This is a genomic window from Leptospira meyeri (assembly GCF_004368965.1).
Classification (GTDB): domain Bacteria; phylum Spirochaetota; class Leptospiria; order Leptospirales; family Leptospiraceae; genus Leptospira_A; species Leptospira_A meyeri.
This window is the reverse complement of record NZ_SORO01000001.1, coordinates 1-23,115: the sequence shown is the minus strand read 5'-3', so window position 1 is coordinate 23,115 and position 23,115 is coordinate 1. Positions and strand designations below refer to the sequence as shown.

The 23,115-nt window shown below is 37.9% G+C and carries 22 protein-coding genes; 16 read left to right on the top strand and 6 right to left on the bottom strand.

The features are described from left to right. Nucleotides 1-39 precede the first annotated feature (39 nt). Both CLV96_RS00110 and CLV96_RS00105 read right to left on the bottom strand, forming a co-directional pair. A complete protein-coding gene (locus CLV96_RS00110) occupies nucleotides 40-1,629 on the bottom strand; it encodes a glycoside hydrolase family 57 protein (RefSeq protein ID WP_004783658.1) in 1,590 nt (529 codons plus the stop codon). Further along, the gene (locus CLV96_RS00105) at nucleotides 1,626-2,372 is read right to left on the bottom strand and encodes a DUF4912 domain-containing protein (RefSeq protein ID WP_004784025.1); all 747 of its coding nucleotides are present in this window, start codon (nucleotides 2,370-2,372) and stop codon (nucleotides 1,626-1,628) included. Before CLV96_RS00105 ends, CLV96_RS00110 begins: the two co-directional genes overlap by 4 nt. 103 nt (nucleotides 2,373-2,475) lie before the next feature. On the opposite strand from CLV96_RS00105, the gene hpf reads away from it, so the two are divergent. Together hpf and CLV96_RS00095 are read left to right on the top strand one after the other, a co-directional pair. Then, a complete protein-coding gene (hpf, locus tag CLV96_RS00100; protein ID WP_004783901.1) occupies nucleotides 2,476-2,763 on the top strand; it encodes a ribosome hibernation-promoting factor, HPF/YfiA family in 288 nt (95 codons plus the stop codon). 6 nt (nucleotides 2,764-2,769) lie between these two features. Further along, complete coding sequence (locus tag CLV96_RS00095; RefSeq protein WP_004783759.1) at nucleotides 2,770-3,642, top strand: hypothetical protein; 873 nt, start codon at nucleotides 2,770-2,772, stop codon at nucleotides 3,640-3,642. Between the two features lie 3 nt (nucleotides 3,643-3,645). Here the strand turns inward: CLV96_RS00095 and CLV96_RS00090 are convergent, their stop codons facing one another. The 4 genes from CLV96_RS00090 to CLV96_RS00075 are packed head-to-tail and all read right to left on the bottom strand — an operon-like array spanning nucleotide 3,646 to nucleotide 7,122. Then, nucleotides 3,646-4,203, bottom strand: a complete 558-nt coding sequence (locus CLV96_RS00090) for an LIMLP_12425 family protein (protein WP_020778020.1) — start codon at nucleotides 4,201-4,203, stop codon at nucleotides 3,646-3,648. Between the two features lie 4 nt (nucleotides 4,204-4,207). Then, nucleotides 4,208-4,813, bottom strand: a complete 606-nt coding sequence (locus CLV96_RS00085; protein ID WP_004784002.1) for an RNA polymerase sigma factor — start codon at nucleotides 4,811-4,813, stop codon at nucleotides 4,208-4,210. Nucleotides 4,814-4,873: 60 nt separating this feature from the next. Further along, the gene (mutL, locus tag CLV96_RS00080; protein ID WP_004783598.1) at nucleotides 4,874-6,706 is read right to left on the bottom strand and encodes a DNA mismatch repair endonuclease MutL; all 1,833 of its coding nucleotides are present in this window, start codon (nucleotides 6,704-6,706) and stop codon (nucleotides 4,874-4,876) included. Between the two features lie 44 nt (nucleotides 6,707-6,750). Beyond that, nucleotides 6,751-7,122 (bottom strand): Fur family transcriptional regulator, encoded by a 372-nt coding sequence (locus CLV96_RS00075; protein WP_004783722.1) that lies wholly within the window; start codon nucleotides 7,120-7,122, stop codon nucleotides 6,751-6,753. Nucleotides 7,123-7,226: 104 nt separating this feature from the next. On the opposite strand from CLV96_RS00075, the gene CLV96_RS00070 reads away from it, so the two are divergent. The 14 genes from CLV96_RS00070 to CLV96_RS00010 all read left to right on the top strand — a co-directional run bounded on the left by CLV96_RS00070 (nucleotide 7,227) and on the right by CLV96_RS00010 (nucleotide 22,878). Continuing rightward, on the top strand, nucleotides 7,227-7,706 hold the full coding sequence (locus CLV96_RS00070; RefSeq protein ID WP_004783787.1) for a flavin reductase family protein: 480 nt from the start codon (nucleotides 7,227-7,229) through the stop codon (nucleotides 7,704-7,706). Nucleotides 7,707-7,715: 9 nt separating this feature from the next. Next, nucleotides 7,716-9,962, top strand: coding sequence for a phosphoribosylformylglycinamidine synthase subunit PurL (gene purL / locus CLV96_RS00065; protein ID WP_004783970.1), 2,247 nt, complete (start codon nucleotides 7,716-7,718; stop codon nucleotides 9,960-9,962). 433 nt (nucleotides 9,963-10,395) lie between these two features. Further along, the gene (locus CLV96_RS00060) at nucleotides 10,396-10,773 is read left to right on the top strand and encodes a hypothetical protein (RefSeq protein WP_004783508.1); all 378 of its coding nucleotides are present in this window, start codon (nucleotides 10,396-10,398) and stop codon (nucleotides 10,771-10,773) included. Between the two features lie 310 nt (nucleotides 10,774-11,083). Next, entirely contained in the window at nucleotides 11,084-11,689 is a 606-nt protein-coding gene (locus CLV96_RS00055; RefSeq protein ID WP_004783829.1) for a P-loop NTPase family protein, read from the top strand. A gap of 1 nt (nucleotide 11,690) precedes the next feature. Beyond that, nucleotides 11,691-11,948, top strand: coding sequence for a DUF8156 family protein (locus CLV96_RS00050; RefSeq protein ID WP_004783820.1), 258 nt, complete (start codon nucleotides 11,691-11,693; stop codon nucleotides 11,946-11,948). A 23-nt stretch (nucleotides 11,949-11,971) separates the two neighbouring features. After that, nucleotides 11,972-14,266: a DNA polymerase domain-containing protein gene (locus CLV96_RS00045; RefSeq protein ID WP_004783985.1), complete on the top strand. Its 2,295-nt coding sequence runs from the start codon at nucleotides 11,972-11,974 to the stop codon at nucleotides 14,264-14,266. A gap of 503 nt (nucleotides 14,267-14,769) precedes the next feature. Next, nucleotides 14,770-14,970 carry a hypothetical protein gene (locus tag CLV96_RS19865; RefSeq protein ID WP_040916986.1) on the top strand — a complete coding sequence of 67 codons (201 nt, stop codon included), beginning with the start codon at nucleotides 14,770-14,772 and terminating at the stop codon, nucleotides 14,968-14,970. Nucleotides 14,971-15,100: 130 nt separating this feature from the next. Next, nucleotides 15,101-15,622: a hypothetical protein gene (locus CLV96_RS00040; RefSeq protein ID WP_004783675.1), complete on the top strand. Its 522-nt coding sequence runs from the start codon at nucleotides 15,101-15,103 to the stop codon at nucleotides 15,620-15,622. A 1,805-nt stretch (nucleotides 15,623-17,427) separates the two neighbouring features. After that, entirely contained in the window at nucleotides 17,428-18,132 is a 705-nt protein-coding gene (locus tag CLV96_RS00035) for a toll/interleukin-1 receptor domain-containing protein (RefSeq protein ID WP_004783515.1), read from the top strand. Between the two features lie 203 nt (nucleotides 18,133-18,335). Further along, entirely contained in the window at nucleotides 18,336-19,244 is a 909-nt protein-coding gene (locus CLV96_RS00030; RefSeq protein WP_166669656.1) for a hypothetical protein, read from the top strand. A 208-nt stretch (nucleotides 19,245-19,452) separates the two neighbouring features. Then, nucleotides 19,453-20,235 carry an exonuclease/endonuclease/phosphatase family protein gene (locus tag CLV96_RS00025; protein WP_004783934.1) on the top strand — a complete coding sequence of 261 codons (783 nt, stop codon included), beginning with the start codon at nucleotides 19,453-19,455 and terminating at the stop codon, nucleotides 20,233-20,235. A gap of 8 nt (nucleotides 20,236-20,243) precedes the next feature. Continuing rightward, entirely contained in the window at nucleotides 20,244-20,753 is a 510-nt protein-coding gene (locus CLV96_RS00020) for a hypothetical protein (protein WP_004783826.1), read from the top strand. A 208-nt stretch (nucleotides 20,754-20,961) separates the two neighbouring features. Further along, a complete protein-coding gene (locus tag CLV96_RS00015; RefSeq protein ID WP_004783583.1) occupies nucleotides 20,962-21,750 on the top strand; it encodes a hypothetical protein in 789 nt (262 codons plus the stop codon). Nucleotides 21,751-21,942: 192 nt separating this feature from the next. Then, nucleotides 21,943-22,878: a hypothetical protein gene (locus CLV96_RS00010; RefSeq protein WP_004783560.1), complete on the top strand. Its 936-nt coding sequence runs from the start codon at nucleotides 21,943-21,945 to the stop codon at nucleotides 22,876-22,878. Nucleotides 22,879-23,115: the final 237 nt, after the last annotated feature.

Here is a 23,115-nt window from a genome sequence, read left to right as displayed (position 1 = left end):
ACCAGCCCCTCCCCAGGCAAGAAATTTTTTAGAAGAATTCTAATAGAAATCTTCCACCCGGATGTCAGGGAACGCATTGTTCTCTTCCTCGGCAGAGTGAAGGATCCCCTCATCCACCTGGCCAGTTAACATTGCCTCCAGGGTCAAAAAAAGATTGGTGTGCACATTGGTACGACGGACCGCATAATCCACCATGGTTCCCGTTTTCATGATAAAGGCCCAATCGCTACTTTGTAAAAGTAGGAGTTCCCTTCCCATTTGTTTTAAAATTCTTTTTTGTAAATCGGTTCCAGAGGATCCGAATTCATGAGCCCTCTTATGCATCCGAATGCTTAAGGAATGGATGAGAGGATAAATCCAATCGTTTGTTGGATTCAGCCAAACTTCTCCATACCCATTTTCTCCCCAACTGGACATTTTCATTTCTACTGATTGGATCCGCGGGAGGGCACGAGCTGCTTCTAAAGGATGAGACAATTGGATGGTGTTTTGGTTGAAATGGATTTTTTTAAATAAAAATTCAATGAACTGTGGGCCTTCATACCACCAGTGTCCGTACAACTCGGCATCATAGGGAGAAACAATGACAGCAGGTTGTTTGTTCGTTTCAAATAAATACTCTGCCTGGCGAATTCGGTTCCGCAAAAAGTCTTCTGCATGGTTTCCACAAGCTTCCATCGCCCAGTCCGGATGGTAGTATCCTTTGTCCTGGGTTTTCCCTGTGATCCGATAGTATTTGATACTGGTATTGATCCTGACTCCGTTGGAATTGAGATAAGGAGAAATTTCTTCCCAAGGAAGGTCATGGCCAATGTCTCGATAGTATTCCCTGTACCGAAAATCTCCGGGATAGCCATCGATTGAACTCCAAACTTGTTTGCTACTTTCCGGATCACGGCCAAAAGCGAAGACCCCATACCCAACTTCCACTGGTGCGTACACTCCAAACTTAGGCCTTGGGCTCGCATGGGTGATTCCGTGAGTATCCACAAAGAAATACCGAAATCCTTCTCGGTCCAGTTCCTCTTCTAGTTTTTGGGTGTATCCACACTCCGAAAGCCAAATCCCTTTGGGGTCTCTTCCCCAAATGCGCCGAAAAGTTCGCCTACCATTTTTCAATTGGGAACGAAAGATTGAGGGTTCGGAATCATAAAAAGGAAGGAAAGCATGGGTCGCAGGACTTGTCATGATTTCCAGTTCTCCCGATTCCACAAAAGGTAAAAACAGTTTGGTTAAGTCACCACCCTCTTCTTCAAAGATAGACTCTGTATCCAAAAAATGTTCTAAGTATCTTGTGGCAAGGAAATGGAGATGTGGGTCTTTTGCATTTCGTTTGGTTTCCTCTTTGGCTAAGTTAATCAGGTTTTTTATGTATTTACGAAATCCATTTTGCAAATATGGATCTGTCAACATAAGGGAAAGGGTCGGAGTGAAAGACATGGTGATCCGGAAGGGAACGGATTCTTTTTTTAGATTCCGAAACACTCTAATCAGTGGGATATAGGTTTCAAGAATGGCTTCGTTTAACCAATTTTCTTCTATAAAAGGAGTGTCGTATCCTGGGTGTCTAACAAATGGTAGGTGGGCATGCAAAACAAAAACCAAGTGCCCTTTTAAAAAATGATTCATTCTAAAAGTCCTCTTCCTGATCCCGATCCATTTCCTAACTTCGTCAAAGATTGGTTGGGATCTCGTCTGGGATCACCTTGGGCATTCCCTCTCGGATTCACGTAGAACTCTGACGCGTCTCCATCTTTCACATAGTATTCATCACTTCCCACAGACTTTGCCACAAGCCCCAAACTAATCCATTGAGGGTGGATCCATTCTTTATCCAATCGAAATGATTCTGTTCCTTGGGGAAGGTCCTTTCCCGATGAATGAAGAGTAGAAACTTCCTTTTGGTTATGGGAGACAAGGATGGATGTTTGGATGTCTCTTACAGGAAACATAAATTTTAAGTAGTACGATTCGGTAAAGGGAGCGAGATCAAACATTTCTGTCCGTTCACTTCCAAAAATATTTTTGTATTCGACCTTCAATCGAAACTGAAATCCATCAGTCGTTGGAGAATCCAAATCAATCAAAAGATTCTTTAAAGTTTTTTCGGAAAATTTCCAAAAGACAAAGGCTTCTTTTGGGGTACGAACGAGAACCCGAATGAGATCTTCCTGTGGAAATTCAGGGTGTTTGGTAAATCTGGAATCGTTGTAAATGGATGGAACAGGCGACTTTAGAGGAGGATTCTCTAATTTTTTCGCGTTTTTTTTAGGGGCGACTTTCGCAGTTTTTTTGGCAGCAGTAACAGTTGACTTTTTCTTTTTGGCTGCACTTTTTTTTACCTTTCCATCCTCTTTATCTTCATTTGCCATCCTCCAAGCTTAAAGACGAGAAACACTCACCTTCAATTCTTTTTTATTTGACGTTTGCTTTTTTTCTAAAATACAATCAATCCATACCAAATTGGGACAAACTATGAAAATTAATTATACCTGGAAACATCTAGATCGATCCGAAGCCGCTGAAAAATATGCGGACGAAAAATTAGAACGAGTATCAAAATACGTTCAAAAAATAGTATCCTGTGAAGTATCATTTGAAGCCATTCATGGAGAAATCCACTCTAACATGAAGTTACATGCTGATGGCAATAATTTCAACGCACACAACCAAGACAAAGATGTATATGTTTGTATCGATGGATTGGAAGACAAAATTCTTTCCCAAACAAGCAAACACCACGATAAAAAAAGCCAACACTAACCCTTTATGATTCAGAAGTCGGAAGAAGCACTCACCTATCTTGCTAATGGTGAGTTTGAAACTGCAAAATCTCTTTATTCCGTACTTCTGGACAGGGACCCACTCGATCTTGCCTCTATCAGCGGTTTTTACATTGCCAGTTTTTGGGACCATAGACTTGATCTAATTCTAAAAACAAGAGAAGGAAAAGACAGAGGCAAACTCCTACTTTCGCTCTTTGCCGATTTTGAATCTGAAATTCGAAAACGTGGGTATCATACCACAGATAGTTTTTTTGCCACCCAAGACTGCATCTTAAAAGAAGCAAGAGACCACTTAAAACTTGCTTACCAATGGGAAGGAGCAAATGCCCTCGACAAAGATTTGTTACGTGAACTTGCGGTTTGCCTAATTAAAATCCAAGATTATGGGATGGCATTGGAAGTATTACTTTACGGGGGAAACAAACAATCTCCCGTCCTCCACTACTATCTTGCTGAAACACAAGTGATGACGGGAAATGAAAGAGAAGGAATCGAAACCTATCGGACTGCTTTTTTAAATGACCCCCAACTTTTTCCTCATACCATCGTTCGGTGGCCGCCCCTTCTTTCCCTCATCCAAAAGGCAAGTGAGATCACTACAAAGGAAGAGGAAATGAAGGAACTCGTTCCTGTCCTTGCTTGGCGTGAAGGGATTTTTAATCCCCCTACCAAAAAAGACGAAACCACAATCCAAATTTGGTTTTCGGAACTGAAGAGACTGGCTGATAGTAAAGAAAGAAGTGGTGGGTCGTTTCGTCTGGAAGCTAGGATCGAACAGTTTGCACTGGCCATCCTCCATTCGGCTGACGACATCCGTTCGCGTGATGCCGTCCAATTTGCCAAAGGATTTGTTTAGGAATTATCTTTCTACAGATTCGATGAGAAGTCTTAATTCATCAGCAGAAGACTCTCTTCCTGTTTTTTCATAATACAATTCCAATTCTCGAAGTCCGTAAACAGCTCCAGGAGCAGATCGCAGACGATCAAGTAACACGCGTTTTTGGTAGGATTCATTCAGATCAAGGCTTGTTGGTTCGTATTGGTAGTTGTTTTGTTCAATCACAACACCGGCCGTATCTTGATTTCCCGGAAAACTTGGTTCTTGGGAAGTGCGACTTACAAGCACAAAGACAAGGCTTAAAGCCATTACGGCAGAGAAGGAATATTGAACCGTTCGGTTTTCGATTAGGTCTTTGAAAGTGAAGGAGATCTTTTGGCCTGGTTTGTCAATGGTGACGGATTCCAGGAGGTTGAAGAGGCGGGTGTCGAAGTCTTTTGACATTCGGGGAAGGATGGTGTCTTCCTTTTCCTTCACATGCTGGAAAAGAGAACAAATCTTATTTTCCAAAACCACATTGTCTGAATCCTCAGGAAAGAGTCCTGGATATTGTGAACGAAACCAATCTTTTAAATTCATAAACTTATTTTTCAAAGAACCCTTCTCCCTTTTCGTCTTTCTGGATGAGGTGCTTCAAAAACTCCTTCGCCTTGAAGAGACGACTCTTAACTGTACCTACGTTACATTCCATGATCTCAGCAATTTCATTATACGAAAGATTTTCGAAATAACGAAGCTCCAAAACTTGTTTGTAGGAATCTTCTAAGAGTGCAATCTTATCCATTAGATAACGAGACTCTTCAGAAAGTTCCAATTTTTTTTCATATCCGACACGAGAATCCACAAATTGGTTATCTCCCGAGTCATCCATGGGTTTTTCTCGACCTCGTTTCTTCTTGGCGAGCAAATCCTTGGACTTATTCACCACAATGCGGTAGAGCCAGGTGTAAACCCCAGCCTCTGCACGGAAGTTTTGGATGGATTTATAACCGGAAATCAGGGCGTCTTGGACGATATCCTCCGCATCGTCTCCATCTTTTACCATGGAAACAGCTTTGCGGAACAATCTTTCTCGGAAAGGGGACACTAAGGTCATGTAGGCAGTCGGATCCCCTGCTTTGATCTTTTGGAGGAGGATTTTTTCCTTCTCCCGCAGGGTCATATTTTTGCCTTCTAGGGGGCGTGGCATGAGGCCTAGAATTTCGAATCCGAGAATTCTATCAATGTTTTTCGGTTCTTTCCTTTAGGTCTAGATCCTATGAAACATAGTTTCTAGATCTTTTCTTGTGAGTTTGATGAGAGTCGGCCTCCCGTGAGGGCAAAGAGATGGATTCTCGCAGTAAGATAATCTTTGCAAAAGTTCCCCGATGATTGCGTCAGAAACTTGGTCTCCCTTTTTGATGGCAGAACGACAGGCCACACATTTTGCCATTTCATCATAGAGTTCTTTGTCTTCTGGGTCTTTTTGTTTGAACCTTTCCCATAAATCCAAAATGGTTTCTATTTCTTTGCCTGGATCAATATAAGACGGCACTTCGCGGATAAGAATGGTTCCTCCCGAAAATGGTTCGAGGGTGATTCCCAGTTCCAAAAACCGAGTTCGTTCTTCTAACATCTCTTCAGCTTCTTCTTTTGTGAGTTCCAACCGAATGGGTGTGAGTAGACTTTGCGACTTATACGCTTTGGACTTTAGGTCTCGTAAAACTTCTTCGTAACGAATCCTTTCATGAGCAGTATGTTGGTCGATGATATAGAGTCCATCCTCGGCCTCCGCCAAGATAAAGGTTTCAAACAAAACCCCATAATGTTTTTTTGGAACAAACAAATTGTGTTTGGTGAGATTTTCACCTAATAAATGTAAGTTGGTTCCTGCACCAATACCTTCCAGGGAAAATCCTTGTCTTCCTTCAATGGAACTTGGTCCAATGAGTGTTTCCCCTTCGGTTTGCAGGTTTCCGAACATCCCCCGTCCAAATCCTGGGCCACCAAACCCAGAACCTCCTCCATACCCAGTACCAAAACCACCCTCGCCCCCACGATTTTCATAGGGAATGGGCATGGAAAGTCTACGTCGCATTTCTAAAAATTCCACAGGGGTGGAGGTTCTTAAAACTTCTGTGATCCCTTGGAAAAGAATTCCTGTGATGGTTTCTTCTGATAAAAACCGAACCTCTTTTTTTTGTGGATGAACATTCACATCCACAAACTCACGAGGAAGATCAAAAAAAAGATACGCATAAGGAAAGGCACCACTGGGAAGGAGTTCCCCATAACAACGTTTGAGAATTTGTGCCGAAAACTTTAATTCCACCGAACGGTTGTTCACAAAGAAAAACTGTCCCGCACGAGAAGATTTATAAAAATCAGGATGAGAGATCCAACCCCGAAGGGTCATTCCATTCCGGCTGGAATTCACTGGCAAAAGATGATCCCGTAAATTTTCACCATAAACCGATAACACACGTTCGAGGCCGTCTTCGGGAACTACATTCAAAACTTCCTTTCCATTCTGCAAATACCGAAATCCGATCTTTGGTTCGGAGACTGCCATGGTTTGTACTCGTGCCCTATTTTTTTTCTCTTCTCCCGTTTCGGTTTTTAAGAACTTTCGCCTAACGGGCGTATTATAAAACAAATCTTTGATTTCAATTTTGGTTCCTAGGAAAAAAGGAATCTCTTCTTCTTTTACGATTTTTCCTTCTTCCACTGTCACGCGGTAGGCCGTGCGATTTCCATCTGTCCCTGATTCCAAAACCATCCGAGAAACAGATGCAATGGAAGCAAGAGCCTCTCCCCGAAACCCAAAGGTAAAGAGATGTTCTAAGTCATGGAAATCTTGGATTTTGGAAGTGGCGTAACGTTTGATGGCAAGAGGCAAATCCTCTTTTTGGATTCCATGCCCATTGTCTGAGACAAGGATACGACCGAACCCAGCGGAATCGGTAGCAATTTCGATCTTTGTGGCACCGGCATCGATGGAATTTTCGATGAGTTCTTTGAGAATCGAATGGGTAGATTCAATCACCTCTCCGGCGGCAATTTGGTTGATAAGGTCCGCCGAAAGTGAATGAATGATGCCCATAGGACAATCATGGGATAGGGAACCTCCCTATCCAGAAAAAATTACTAGGAGTGGCAGGAAGAACAGATGCCAGAAACCACGATATCGACGTGTTTCACCTGAAACCCTAATCCTTGCCAGTCTGTATCCGCACTGAGCTTCAAAGGAGGGACATCCAAAATTTTCCCGCAATCACTGCAAAGCAAATGGGAGTGGTCATCCAAAAAGGCATCATAACGAACCGAATCCGATTCGATATTTAGTTTGTTTACCATCTTGTGTTCCACTAGATATTCAAGTGAATTGTAAACGGTGGCAAAACTAATTTTGTCAGCCTTTCCCCTTACTGATTCAAAAACCATCTTTGCTGTGGGGTGGTCTTTTCTTTCTTTTAGGTCATTAAAAATTAGTTCTCTATGTTTTGTGAGTGCTTTCATACCATTGCCTTACCCCTAAATCATTCGCAAATTATCAAAGGGTCAAATGGAATTTAGTTTTTAGAATCCTTCCAGAAATTGATATTTGTCAATAACGAGGTTTTATGCCAACACCCATCGACCAGTTTAAAACTTCACTTTCGCTTTGGGCGAGTGGAGTTTGTGTGATTACTTATGAATCAAAAGAAAAAAAAGGAGGAATCACTGTTTCTAGTTTTTCTTCTGTTTCCCTCGAACCGCCGTTAGTTTTATTCTGTTTGGCCAAAGACTCCAGCGCCAAAACACCCATCGAAAAAGCCGGAAACTTCGTCGTGAATATTCTTTCTTCCGACCAAAAACAAATTTCCGCTGATTTTGCTTCTGGTTCCCTGGACAAAGCGGTTGTTTTGGAAGGACTGAAACCAGGAACTCTTTCTACCGGTGCCCCGGTTTTACCGGATGCCTTGGCCTCACTCGACTGTAAAGTGAACCAAACCATCGATGCCGGGGACCATTGGATCCTCATCGGTCTTGTGGAAGCAGTGGTAACTCGGGAAGGTTCTCCCCTCCTCTACTTCAATCGCAATTATAGGGAACTCGTTTAAGGAATCAGTATGGAAAAAGAGAAAGTTAGTCTGGAAGATGCAAAAGAACACGGACTTACAGAAACTGAATTTGTAGAGATCCAAAAGATCTTAGGAAGAATGCCCAACTCCACAGAACTGGGAATCTTTTCCGCCATGTGGTCGGAACACTGCTCTTATAAAAATTCAATTTTAAAATTAAAAACACTGCCAACTAAGTCGGAGAAACTCCTCGCACAAGCTGGGGAAGAAAATGCAGGGGCCATGGACATTGGTGATGGTCTAGCAGTTGTTTTCAAAATCGAAAGTCACAACCATCCAACGGCTGTAGAACCTTACCAAGGTGCAGCGACTGGTGTTGGTGGGATCATGCGAGATATTTTTACTATGGGGGCTCGCCCCATCACTTCCCTCAACTCACTTCGGTTTGGTGATCCAAAAGAAGCTCGTAACAAATATCTTTTAACAAGAGCCGTCAAAGGGATTGGTGATTACGGCAACTCTCTTGGGATTGCCGTAGGTGGTGGAGAATTATTCATCCATCCCACGTTTACCAAAAATCCACTCGTCAATGCAATGACAGTAGGAATTGCTCGTCACGACCAAATGGCTTCTGCTTCTACCAAAGGAAAAGTAGGATTCAAAGTGTACATCGTAGGTGCCACAACAGGAAGAGACGGAATCCACGGTGCCAGTTTCGCTTCCAAAGACCTCACCAAAGAATCCGAAGAAAAAAGATCCGCCGTCCAAGTGGGCGATCCCTTTATGGAAAAACTTCTGATGGAAGCATCCCTCGAAGCCATCCAAAAAAATCTCCTTGTGGGAATCCAAGATATGGGTGCGGCCGGAATTTCTTGTGCCACATCGGAGATGAGTGCCAAAGGAAAAACCGGAATGGATGTGGACTTAGACAAAGTTCCTCTACGTGAGTCGGATATGAACGCCTACGAAATCATGCTTTCCGAATCCCAAGAACGAATGCTCGTCATTCCGGAAACAGGAAAGGAAGAAGAACTGGTTTCTATCTTTCACAAATGGGGCCTGAATGCTGTAGAGATTGGAACAGTCACTGGTGATGGAATCCTTCGCATCCGAAAAGATGGAAAACTCAAAGCAGAAATTCCAGCAGACTCACTCGTACTGGGTGGTGGTGCTCCAAGGTATGTGAGAGAAGAAAAAAGACCAGCTTACCTCGATGAGGTGACAAAGTTTGATCCTAACAAAATCAATGATTTGTCAAAAGACACAGTTTCCCAAACGTTAAATACTCTTCTCTCTTCTTTAAATATCAGCTCCAGACGTCCCCTCTATGAACAGTATGATACAGAAGTGGGTCTTGTAAAAGTAGTTGAACCTGGAGAAGACGGCGGGCTTGTGCGCATTCCGGGAACCAAAAAAGGGATCGCTGTCGCCACAGACTGTAACTCTCGTTATACGTATCTTAACCCATACGAAGGGGCTCAAATTGCCGTTTGTGAATCGGCAAGAAACGTTGCCGCGACAGGTGCGGAACCTTACGGAGTCACAAACAACCTAAACTTTGGAAACCCTTACATCCCAGAAAACTACTATATCTTTAGTGAATGTGTAAGAGGACTTGGAGATGCTTGTCGATTCCTTGGACTTCCCGTGACTGGCGGAAACGTATCTTTCTACAATGAATCCCCAGAAGGCCCAGTTTTCCCAACACCTACCATTGGTATGGTGGGCGTGATTGATGATGTAGCAAAAGGACTTCATACCTACCCTCGCACGAAAGAAGATGTAGTGTATGCCCTTGTGGGAGAATTCCAACCCACTATCTCGGCTTCAGAATACCTTTACCGTTTCCATGGACTTGACACAGGGAAAATTCCAACCATTTCTCTCACAAAAGAAAAAGCGGCCATTGACACACTCATCTCTTGCCGTAAAGAAGGACTTCTCACCTCCGCCAAAGACCTGTCACTCGGTGGCCTTCTTGTGGCACTTGCAAAAATCGTAATTTCAGGAACCAAAGGACTCGAAGTCAACTTAGAAGGATTACAAAAAAGTTTCCCTCGTCTCGACGAACTTTGTTTTGGTGAAACAGGAGCTTCCTTTGTCATTAGTTTTCTGTCCAAAGACGAAGAAAAAGTCAAAGAAAAATACACCAAAGCAGGACTTGGTTTTACAACTCTAGGGAAATCCAATTCCAAATCTTCTCTTTCTGTCAAAGGAAATGGATTCCAATGGGAATGGACTTCCAAATCGTTAGAAACAGAATTTGAGGCCGGCCTGAAAGGTTATTTCGAATAGAAACATCCGCAAAAGGATGTTTCGGGAGTTTGGCGGGATGGTTTTTTTTCGAATATAGTATCCCCGCCCGATCTGAGGGTGGGGAACTAGACCCGCCACCCAATGGTTCTCCTTTACCACGAGGAGCCAAAACTTGCCATCCCAATTCACACCTCAAAAAAATATTTTCTAAAAAAGTTCATACTTTGACTTACATTCATTTCCTTTCTATGTGGGCGCCTCCACTCTGTTAGTGGATTAAACTCCCACCGAATCGACCGGGCTACTCCGGGGTTCGCTTTTCGCTCCCGTCTTTTGTCGGTCTCCTCCAAAAGACCAAGCCCTCCGTATCCCTGGCGCAAAAGATTTCCATCCTATTTGCAAAATTGTCGAAGTTCGTCCAAAATATTGTCTTGAAACTTTCGATTTTTTTTCCAAAATTCTGGATTAACTTATGGGTAAATTTTTAATTCGTTTCAGTTTTTTTCTCATCCTCCTCGCCATTCTATTTGCGGGTTATACTTGGCTCACTCTCCAGTGGAGTTACTCGCAGGGTGATCGTGCGGGCTACATCCAAAAGCTTTCTAAAAAGGGTTGGATTTGCAAAACTTGGGAAGGAGAAATGGCCCTTGTCACAATGCCTGGTACAATGACAGAAAAATTCTACTTCAGCATTCGGAATGAAGCCATTGCAGAGCAACTCAATGGTTCCATTGGCAAACGAGTCGTTCTGGAATATGAAGAACATGTTGGAGTTCCTTTTAGTTGTTTTGCCGAAACCAGTTATTTTGTAACCGGAGTCAAAACCGTACAAGAAGTTCCTCCTCTATAAATTTTAATTTCTGATCTGTCGGTAGGTCTTAGAAATTCATTCGATGAATTTATTTTTCCAATTGAAACTCTGCGACCGGAGGCAATCTCCGGCCGGAAAAGTTTTCCAGTCTTAATCTTTTTAGAAATTCTCCCCACCCGTTTCGTTTCCGGAGAGTCCGCAAGTACCTTCCAAATCAAAATGAACCACCTGCCTAGCTTCGATCCTCCGGTGAAAAAGGTGAGTGACTTACTTTTTCCAGTAAGTGAAAAAGGAAACTTACTGACAAATTACACTTTACATATTTTTACTATACATATAAATAGTATATATGATTCTCACTGAAGCATCTCCCATTTCTACAGATGTTTATGAACCCATCAAAAACTGGAACCAAAGAGATATCGGTTTACTCACCGGAGAAAGAGGAATGTACAGGCTGGCTCATTATTGGCAATATGCCATGGTTTGTTCTGGGTTTCAGGTTTTCAATCTAGACTGTGCCATTCGATTCAATCCCTTCACTATTGCCGAAGAAACCAGGAAACAAAATTTACAACCAGAGCCGTTTTTAGAACAAATTAGAGTCCAAAGGGCCTTCACCCCCTATCAAATATTAGATGCACTCAAAACAATTCTAAGTTTAAAAGAAGAAAATACCATATACTTCTTGTTAGCTCCATGTAAACAATTTCTGGATGGCGATGTCAAAGAAGACGAAGGTATATTTTTATTAAACCGGATGTTAGAATTTATAGAAAAATTTCCCTGCGAAAATGTCCCGCTACTCATCATCGAATCCTGGACTTATACACATAAAAATTTTCAAATCTTTTTTCCAAAACTACTACGAACCACCCAAAACCTATGGGAACTTAAAATGGAAGAAGGTCTCTCTCGCATTCGTACAAGAAAAACTTCAATCACAGGATTTTAACATGGGAAGAACCATTGCCCCCTACTCTCGCCAAATGATGCAGATAGAAGGAAATCTATCGGATTTTCGAAGGTCTCTCCGAAGACAGGACCAAGAAATTTTTGATGAGCTAATGAGAACATCCAAATTACAAGTACAAGCTGGTGTTATGGCTTCTCTACCATATCCAATTGACTCCATGATCCTATCCATGCTCATAGAATTAAAAAAAGAAGTGAACGGAATCAAAAAAGACCTACAAAAAATCCCAGATAAGTGACTACGCATTAAAGTAAAAAGACTATGGAAACATTCAAGGGTTACTTGTTTGATATCTACCACTCTGAACAAAAAATCTACCTTTGGTTAAGGTCTCTCGAGGGAGAACTTCGATTATTTTCTGATGAATTTTTCCCAACAATCTACATCCACGCACCCAAAAACATTCTTCAAAAATTAGTAAAACGATTTTATGAGTTAAACGCGTTAGCAGAAATTCCCACCTTTACAGAAAAACGTCTCTTCTATGAAAACAAAACAGTCTCAGTTTTAAAATTAGTAATTTCTAAACCACAACTACTACCAAAAATCACAAATAAACTTTTTAATCTCTACGGAAAATACGATATCTATCATTCAGATATTGAAATCACAACGGGTTATATGGTCGAAAAAGACATTTACCCGCTAGCATATTTAGAAATAAGTTACGAAACAAAACACAACCAAAACCAAATTAGAAACATTCAGTGTTTATCAGATATCCATGATTTGGATTATGAAATCCCAAACTTTAGGACAGTCTCTCTCTACTTAGAAAGAAGCCAAAGGATCTCTTTCCAACACAACACACTCATTGTTGAAACCGATTCCGATCAGTATAAAATACCAACAGACAATTCCACGAATTTGATTCATAAACTAAATCAACTATTCAAAAAATATGATCCCGATATAGTTCTCACCTCCTACGGTGACCAAATCCTATTTCCCTATCTCTTTAAAGCTTCACAAGAAAATCATATACCAACAGAATTTGATAGAGACAAAACAAGCACAATCAGACGTTCAATACAAACACAAGGAACTAGTTTTAATACTTACGGGACAATCGTGTTTAGAGCTCCGTCCTACCCTCTGTTTGGTCGATGGCATATAGACTCAAAAAACGGATTTGTTTACAAAGAAGCAGATCTTATGGGAATTATTGAGCTTGCTCGTATCTCTCGTTTACCAATCCAAAAGATGGCAAGAGCATCAACAGGAAAAGCACTCACCTATATTGAGGTAGATGTAGCACTGCGCATGAACTATCTTGTCCCTTGGCAAAAAAGTGCATTAGAGGCACCAAAAACAGCCTTGGATCTTTTAAACGCCGACAAAGGAGGACTGGTTTTTCAAGCAGATATTCAAAATGGATTTGTACTAGAAAATGTTGCTCAATTAGATTTTTCTCAAATGTATCCAAAGGTGATGGTTACACACAATATATCTCCCGAAACGATCAATTGTTTGTGTTGCAAAGATGATTCCAAAACAGAAATAGTTCCATCTTTAGGATATCGAGTCTGTAACAAAAGAAGAGGTGTTGTTTCCGAAGCACTTGCACATGTCATAGAACGCAGAGCCCATTATAAAAAACAATGTAAAGAACCAAGTCAAACCAACAAACATTATATAGAACAAAAACAATCCAGTTTAAAATGGATGTTGGTTACCTCTTTCGGCTATTTAGGTTACCGAAATGCAAAATTCGGGAAACTAGAAAGCCACGAAGCAGTCACAGCTTTCGGAAGAGAAAAATTAATTCTGGCAAAAGAAATTGCAGAAGAGTATGGATACAACCTTGTGCATGCAATTACCGATTGTATCTTCATTCAAAAAAAAGATAAATCACCAATCTCAGAAAGTCATCTTTTAGAAATATGTAAAACGATAAAAATAAAAACAAAAATAACAATGGATATAGAAGGTATCTTCTCCTGGTTATCTTTTCCACCATCCACTCAAAATGAAAAAATGCCAGTTGCCAACCGATACATGGGAAGATTTACCGATGGGAATTTCAAAGGAAGAGGCATCGCCTTACGGAGAAAAGACTATCCTTATTATATAAAAACTGCCCAACAGGAAATGATTCGGTGGATGTGTCAGTTTAAAACGATAGCTGACATGCAATCAAGAGAGGATGAGATTTTAGAAATCTTCAAAAAATATGACGCCCCACTCTCAAAAGGCGATGTTTACTGGAAAGATCTTCTCATACTAAGATCCACTTCTCACGATCCAGGAGATTACAGTGTAGACGCACCAAGTGCGGTGGCAGTCAAAGACTTATTAGAAATGGGTATCCACGTCCAAGCAGGAGAAAAAATTCGATATTTGGTAGTAAATAAAAAATCAGAACAAAAGGGAGAGAGATACAAAACAGAAGAAAGAATAGAAAGTAAAAACTCACAAAACCTATTAATCTACGATAAAACCTATTACAGAAAACGACTACTCGCCTCATTCAAAGAAATCTGGACAGGAATTTCCAGTTTCCAAAACTTCAACGACCTAATCAGCGACGAACAGCCATTACCATTCAAATTTTAGAAACAACCAAAACCAAAGAAATAAATCCATTACAATATGCAAATTTACTTTTATTGCATAAATCGAAAAAAAATTAAATAAAATGACAATAAAAAATGCCTGTTAAATGAGAATTTCTATGACTCATTTAAAAAACGTTTGCGCTAACCATATTACAAAAAAGACTCAGATTCGTTTTTACATCTGGGACTCAGGGGGCGGAGCTATACCATAGCCTTGGACAGTTTCAGGAGATTAAAAAACCAAGTAAATTATGTCACATAATAGAGAAAGAAACTAACCAAATCGCAGTAAAATAACTAAATACACCAAATAAACGAATAACAGATAACAAGCCGAATAAACGAATATACGCATAACCAATAACAGCAATAAAGAGAAATTAGACGCATTACAAAAAACCAACTAAACCATGATATTAACCGACAAGCAATTACATATCAATAACAAGCAACTAGCAGAAATACAAATATGAGAAGTTATGCGTAATGGCTTAATTTCGCATGGATACAATTTTTGAATTCATCATCGAATATCTCTTAGACGCTATTGCCAGAATCATTGGAATTTTAAGGTGGTTCATATCCGGAATGAAAAAACCGATTAACAACTATATGACCGAGGAAAACAGCAAACTTAACTTGATATTATTCCTTACTACGATTATCTCACTTATCATTATTGGATTTTATTTAAAAGTTTAACAAATTAAAGTAGCTTTACAGGTTTCAATATTTTCTCAATCAATTTCTCTATAAAAAATTACTAAATAGTAATTCTTAGATATTAAAAAAGAAACATTAAATACCAAATAGCTTCAAACTTAATAAAAATATGAAAAATAACATAATATTTTTACTATTCTGGTTAGTAAGTGTCAATTGTAGCAAACCACTCTTTACGAATTCAATTTTAGAAAACAAATTAATCGAACAAGATTTTATCGAATTAAAATCAATATTATCAATTGAATATGACCAAATCTATATTCAATTTGAACCAGGACCCTTTTCGAAGAAACTTAGCGATTTGATTCCAAATTTAAATGATTTTTTTAAAAAAAATAAATCGATACCAGGAAATTACCTCAATCCTTTTGCTCAAACATTCTATAGAGACCAACTTATTTTTACCAAAAAACAAAAAGCTATATATTTAGAATCGATAAATCGTAATTTAAAAAATTCAATCTCATTCGATAAGGAATGTTTAATAAAAATAAAAGCAAATGAAAAACCCTATCAAAACGTAGAGCCAGCTTTAGCAATTGACTTTTATAAAGTTAAAGACAGTATTAAAGTTAAAAAAAATTACTCGAATGAAGGATATATCCTTCGATGTACAAATTTAAATTAATATGCTTAGATATAATTACTCGCCACTGCGCATAACAGCGCCTTAACGCTTCGCTTCGGGACAAGCCCTCGCTCGGTCTGCGACACATAGGCTTCTGGCACTCCCCTTGCATTCGCAAGTGTCGTTCCAGTCCCTAACGTCCCGTTGGGACTCAGGGTCAGCCTACGTCGTTAAGGCTATTTCGTTATACGCCATAATTTAAATTTAAAGGAAAACAAAAATCAACATGGAAATATTAACTAAAATATTCACTTTCGAAAATTCCCAAATTCAACTAACGACATTGCCACATTGTATGCACTTCTTTCCAGTATAATGTATGCAATATCATTAAGCACCTTAAGTAGATATAAATTGTTTGAAACTCACAGGCTATTCCCTTGTGGCGAATCAAAAGGAACAATCTATCGATTTATTTTAGGAATTGCTATAAACATATTGGGATTAAATATACTAATATTTGGCTATAATCTATTCACTAACGTCGGCTATTCATACACATCTTTATTTTCAGCTTGTATTTGGTCATACTCTTTTCTTTCATTTAATCGCATCGTCCATGCTATAACAGCGACTAAATTGATAGATTTCTTTTTCGATGAAGAAGACAAAGTAATTCTACAACAGAGTTATAACATGTCCAAAAATAATAATATATATGCACATTTAATACCTGGATTAGGTTATCTTGTCATACCAATTTTATTTCCAATTCTGCTCTTGATAAGTAAATGCTAAAAAATATGAAAATTCTAGAAAATTCAATTTTTACCGATTTCGGAAAGTTTATTCGCTATCTTTCGCCTAGTATTATAATGATTACAGAAATAATAATATATAAATTTACCTTTAATGGAAATGTAAGTTTCAAATTCTTTTCTGAAGATTCAGTAAACAATTTACTAATGCTCACGACATTTCTTTTTTCTAGTATATTCTTCTCTTTTTTATATCAAGCATCTCGAATTGGCAGGATAGACTATCGAGAATTTTTATTAGATAAAAAAATAAGGAAATCAATTCCCAAGAAATTAATAAAAGAGAACTCCTTTGCAGTTATTTCTGCTCTATGGTATAGTAATTTGAAGTTAAATAAACATATAGAAGGGGCATCGATAAGATCGCAAGAATTATCAAATAACTTACATGGAAGTGGAACTTCACTATTAACTAATGTTTTTGGCTATATCTTATTCTTAATATATATATTTCAGTGTGAATACAAAACTTACCCCGCTAATTTATGGTTACCATTTATCATATTCCTGTTTTTGTTTTTATTACATTTTCTTCACTTCTGTAAAATTAAATCAGATTTGATCATTTTTGTTAAAACTTCAGTCAAAATATCTAATTTGTAGCAAAAAATTACGGCGTATAACAGCGACTAACCGCTTCACTTCGGGACTTACGCCCTCGTTCGGTCTCCGACACATAGGCTTCTGGCACTCCTCTTGCTTACGCAAGCGTCGTTCCAGCCCTAACGTCCCCTACAGGGACTCAGGGTCAGCCTACGTCGGTTAGTCTAGTTCGTTATGCGAAATTGCTCAAAAACCTGAAAGAAAATATATAATACAAAACTCCAAAAAAGGATTAATAAGTATTTTCCCATAAATCCATTATTAAATTAAATAAAACTTATTTGATCGAGAAATCTAATATTATTAAAATAATTTGTATTTATGATAAATACGAATATTCGATATTAATGAAGTCTAACTACTAAGGGTAGAAGTTAAGAAATTCAATGTCAAAATTCAACATTCAGAGCCTAAAATTTCAAATTAAAAAGGTAGGTAATCAAAATGGCAAAATGTACAGCACCAGTTTTAGGTCATCGAACTGCTAGCGCTGCAGCAGAATGCCCTGCATGTGGAGGAAGGTCTTCTAGCAGATACAGTAGCTACGATTCATATTCATATCCAAGCTATTCAAATAGCTCGAGTGGAAAATCAAGTCTTTCAAGCGGTAGCGGAGGAAGTTCAAGTCCTTCACCTAGGCCAAGGTGGTCAAAATCCACATCGACAGTTATTTATCTTCCTTCTGATATAAGATCGCTAACACCTGTCAGAGAAAATATAGAAAGACGCTCCACTTTACCAGATCTCAGAGATGTATTCCTATGTCATGCTTGGGATGATAGAAAAGGTGTTGCCAAAGATCTTTGCGATCTTCTTGAATCTCAAAAAGTCACTGTATGGTTTAGCGAAAAGGATGTTGCACTAGGTTCTCCATTACTTCGTGAAATTGACCGTGGTCTTGCAAAATCTAGAGTCGGCATTGTTCTAGTGACCCCGGCTCTTTTACTCCGCTTACAAGGAGAGGGAATTGCAGATAAAGAGCTATCAGCACTACTTGCCCGTGATTTACTCGTACCTATCGTACATGGTACCACATATGAGGAATTAAGAAATGTGAGTCCATTACTCGGATCTCGAAGTGGGTTAAATACAGTCGACGAAACAATGTCAAATATTGCTGCTAAAATAGCGGAGCTAGTAACTTTATAATAAAAGAGCAACTTCGCATAACAGCGCCTTAACGCTTCGCTTCGGCACGAGGCCTCGCTCGGTCTGCGACACATAGGCTTCTGGCACTCCCCTTGCTTACGCAAGTGTCGTTCCAGTCCCTAACGTCCCGTTGGGACTCAGGGTCAGCCTACGTCGTTAAGGCTAGTTCGTTATGCGAAATCACGAAAAATAAAGGAAATAAAATGCATTTATTAGAAATAATTGACTACAGTATGCAATTCATCATACTTTTAGTACTAAGTTCGATTTTGCTACTTACGCTAAGAGCCAAAAGAAACAAACAAAATACAAAAGAAATAGTAATTCCGCTTTCAAACATAAGAAGCATTTCAACTTTGGAAGATCTATATTTCAAGTTAGATCATTTACAATACTTAATATCATCGATCGAATCAAAACCAAATGATCAGAACAAAGAATTTAAAGAAACATTAGTTGAATCGTTAAATTCATATTCTAATTTAAAATCTCTTGGAATTCCGCCAACAATAGACTCGAGTGACAAATTTACTGAAAATAATTTAACACTCCTTAAGAGATTCATATCCGAAGGATTTAAAAGATTAAATGAACGAAAGGAAAAAATTAATAGCTCGTTGGCAACTAAAACCGAACCGATAAATTCAGAAGCGAATCAATTTTCTATAGACGAAATCATTAAATTAACTAACGAAAATAAAGCAAGAATCGGAGAAGAATTAAATGCATTAAAATTCTATTCCTATATTTACTTCTTAATAGGAATTCTTCTTTTTTTTATTGGATTATTCTTCTTGTATTCCTCAAGTAAATTCATGATAGAATTAATGCTCAAAGGAGATATCTTTAATTCTATCCCAAGTAATGGACTAAAATATACAATAACAAGATATTACGTTCCAATTTTTTCTAAGTTTCTATTCATTTCATCAATAGAAATCGGGTCTTACGTATTTTTAAAATCATTCTTTAAAAGCCGAAAAAAAGAGCAATATTATATTAACGAAATAACTGACTTAGATTATAAAAGAATGGCTCTAGTTACAACCTATTATACCAAAAACGAATCAATTATTCAGGATTTAGTAAAATCATTAATAAATGCAAAATAACAGAACAAACTCGTGACTTCGCATAACAGCGGGGAAACGCTTCGCTTCGGCACTTGCGGCCTCGCTCGGTCTGCGACACATTCCTCTCCGTCACGCTTCTCGCTCTGCAAGAAGACGCGCCGACGCTAACGCCTCTGCGAGGCTCAGCTACGAGGAACGTCGTCTCCCCTAGTTCGTTATACGTCATGTCAGTAAATAATACATAAAAATGGAAATAATATATTGGAACATAAATAATCGCGAAAATCCGGTTAAGTTGATCAATAATGACGATTTCAATTCAAATGCAAAAATTGTAGCAATCTCTGAATTCTGGGAACAAGAATCTTTAATTAAATCCTCATCAAAGTTTACACAATTTCAATATGATTTAACCAGTAAAAGAACGGGCCTCTATTCAAGTAATTTCATAGGTATGCAGTTTCAAAAGTCAGAACAGTATTTTTCGAAATATGTTTTTAAATATCAAAATGAATCAGTATTTCTTTATCTACTGCATCTAAAAAGTCAATTTAGATCTGAATCTGAAGCTCTTTCTTTAAATAGACATTTTGTAAACTTAATAATAACCGAAATTAATTCCCAAAACTATCGCTTTGCTATTATTATGGGTGACTTTAACATTTCCTCGCATGATAAAATTTTCAGCGAACATTTTAATTTCAATACAACGAACTATCATAACGAAAGCCTAAAGACACATAAAAAATTCTATAACTACAATAGATTAAAATTCTATTCTCCGATAGATTCCTTTAATGGTGACTTATCTCCTGGACCTCCTGGAACTTATTATTTTAGAAAAGGTAATCAGGCTCAAGGATGGCATATATATGATAATATATTAGTATCATATCCATTAGCGAAACATTTAGATAAAAAAGAATGCAAAATACTATCGGAAATCTACAATACCAAGCTACTATCAAATCTTAATATACCTGATAGAAAATATAGCGATCACTTACCTGTTCAAATTAAACTACTTTAGGAAATTTTATGGAAAATATATGGACAAAAGTCAAAAAGGAAAGGTTAAATAATCCTATCGATATCGTGAATGATATTTTCAAACCTCTTCCAAGTGCGACAGACAACTTAGTCGGGTATAGCATTCAAAAAGTAAATTTCTTTCCTGAAGAAGTATCTTACGAACCTGAATATATTACACACGAAGTAATTCCCTTTCGAAGAACCATAAAACCACACCCTGAATTCGGATATGATCCTGATAGTAAAATGTCAAAAGAACAAATACGTTTCAGAGTATTAGTTCATCCAAAAAAGAATAAAGATATATCCGTTGAATTGTTTAAAGTAAAATTCCCAATTCTCTTTTTCCCATTACAAATATTTTGCGATCAACATTCATATCCAAATGTTAAATCATTTTTTAAAGATGGAAAACTATTTGCATCGGATGAAAAAGATTTCATTAACAAAATAATGCTTATAGCTTCTTCAGATACTACACTAAATATTATCCAGAGATTAATGTCATTCCAGTAAACTGACACGACGTATAACTGACGCTTGCCGTTCCGGGAGGGACAAGCCCTCCCTCCAGGCTCCGCCAAATTCCCCTCCGTCACGTCTCTTGCCTTGGCAAGATCCGCGCCGACGCTAACGCCTCTTCCAGAGGCTCAGCTCCGGGGAACTTCGGCAAGCTAGTTACGTTATGCGAAATGCGATTAATCTAAATTTAAAAAGGAAGTTCATGAAAATAAAATATCTTATTATTACATTTCTTCTAATAGGCTGTTTTGAAAAAAAGGAAAACAAAGATGAAATGTTAGTTTCTTCTATAATTTCTCCGGATAAAAAGGTGAGAATCGATTTAATTAATTCTAATTCAAACCCTATTTGTAAAAACCAACCAGCTTCGCTTTGGGATTCAGGTAAAACTAAGAGAATTTGTTTCTTTAGAATTTTCGATAACAATACAAATAACTTACTTTTGGAGATAAATCCGGAATCTAATAAAATTAAAGATAAGAAATTAAAAAAATGTACTCCTGAAAACTTTCCTCTTTCCATTGCTTACGGTTTCATTAAATTTAATAACAACAATGATATTATTTTTGAAGATAACTATGGGATGTATGGATCTTCAGGTGATTTCTCAAAAATAATTCTGTTTAATTGGAAAAATTGTAATTTTAAAACTTTAGCAGAATTTGAAGAAGGAAATATTGGCTGGCCTGATCCTGAGGGAAAAATCTATTTTTACAGTTCTAATAATCAAATCTATGCTTTCTTGACTCTTAAGAAAGACAAATCATTCAGAATTATTAAAACACAGGAAAAGGGAAAAAACAAGTATTCAAACTTTTTTGAAAACGAAGAAGACGAGTTAAAAAAAGAAATTCAAATTTTGTATCATGAAGAATTTGATACGGATGGGAGAGAGTTCCCTGAATGGAGATTCAATTATCCATATTTTTTTGCAAAAATAAAAGGAAAAGAATTAAAATTTAATTTGGAACAAGATAAGCTTACAAACTAATCGCACTTCGCATAACAGCGTGGAAACGCTGCGCTTCGGCACTTACGGCCTCGCTTGGCCTGCGGCACATTCCTCTCCGTCACGCTTCTCGCCCTGCAAGAAGGCGCGCCGACGCTAACGCCTACTACGTAGGCTCAGCTACGAGGAACGTCGTCTCCACTAGTTCGTTATACGACATTTTCAAAGAATTATATGAACCAAGAAGAATTAATTAATCAACTAGAAAACAGTGGATATGATAAACTAATATATACAGATCTTATTAAATTTAAGGATAATGAGCCAGGATTTAGTTTAAAAAGAGAATATGGCGAAAATCTACTATTTAAACCAGCAAAAAATCAGTTTAATAAGAACGATGATGTATGTTTAATCAAAGTAGTTTATCTTGGATTAGAAGATCAAAATAATTTTTTATTCCATGCTTCTTCCAGTAAATTTAGTAAATATATTTCAAATAAGCCATATTACAATTATTTTGAAAGAGAATGCCCAACCAGTGAATCCATACAACTTTCACAAACTTCCCCTCAACCAGAAGATATAGGGTTAACTTTTAGTATCCATAAAATTAATAAGAATATCTGTGTTGGAAATCAAAATCTTACTTTCCAGGAACTTTTCGATAAACTATATAAAATTCATACTTACAAAACTACTAAGGAATATTTTGAAAAACAAAACAAACAAATATTTATTTCAAATGTATTAAGCTTTCCTTTCAAAACATTTCAGATATTGATAAAATATTTTCTTAAATTAAACTTTGGGAGAAATATCATAGAGAAAAAAATAGAAAAAGAGGATTCAAATGTAAGTATTTCCCTAGAATTAATTGAGTATAGCAAAAAAGTAAAACTATTCGAATATGAAACTTCAGCTATTTCCATATTTACTTTTACTCTTTATATTTTTATTTTGTATATTTCTTATCAACTCAGCTTTTATAAATTTACATTACTTGATACTATAATTAACAATAGCGGATTATTATTAATATTCGGAATTAACCTACTAATCCTATATGATTATTTTCTTCCTTTGATTTTACTATATTCACTTAAAATATTAGAAATAATGACAAAATCAATTAAAAATAAAATCGTTAAAGTTGAAAACGTCGTATAACAGCGGGGAAACGCTTCGCTTCGGCACTTGCGGCCTCGCTCGGTCTGCGACACATTCCTCTCCGTCACGCTTCTCGCTCCGCAAGAAGACGCGCCGACGCTAACGCCTCTGCGAGGCTCAGCTACGAGGAACGTCGTCTCCCCTAGTTCGTTAGTCGCAATGCAGAATAAAATGTTCAAAAACGTTAATCAATATATTTTAGAAAACAAAATTACTGAATTAATAGAAGATTATAAA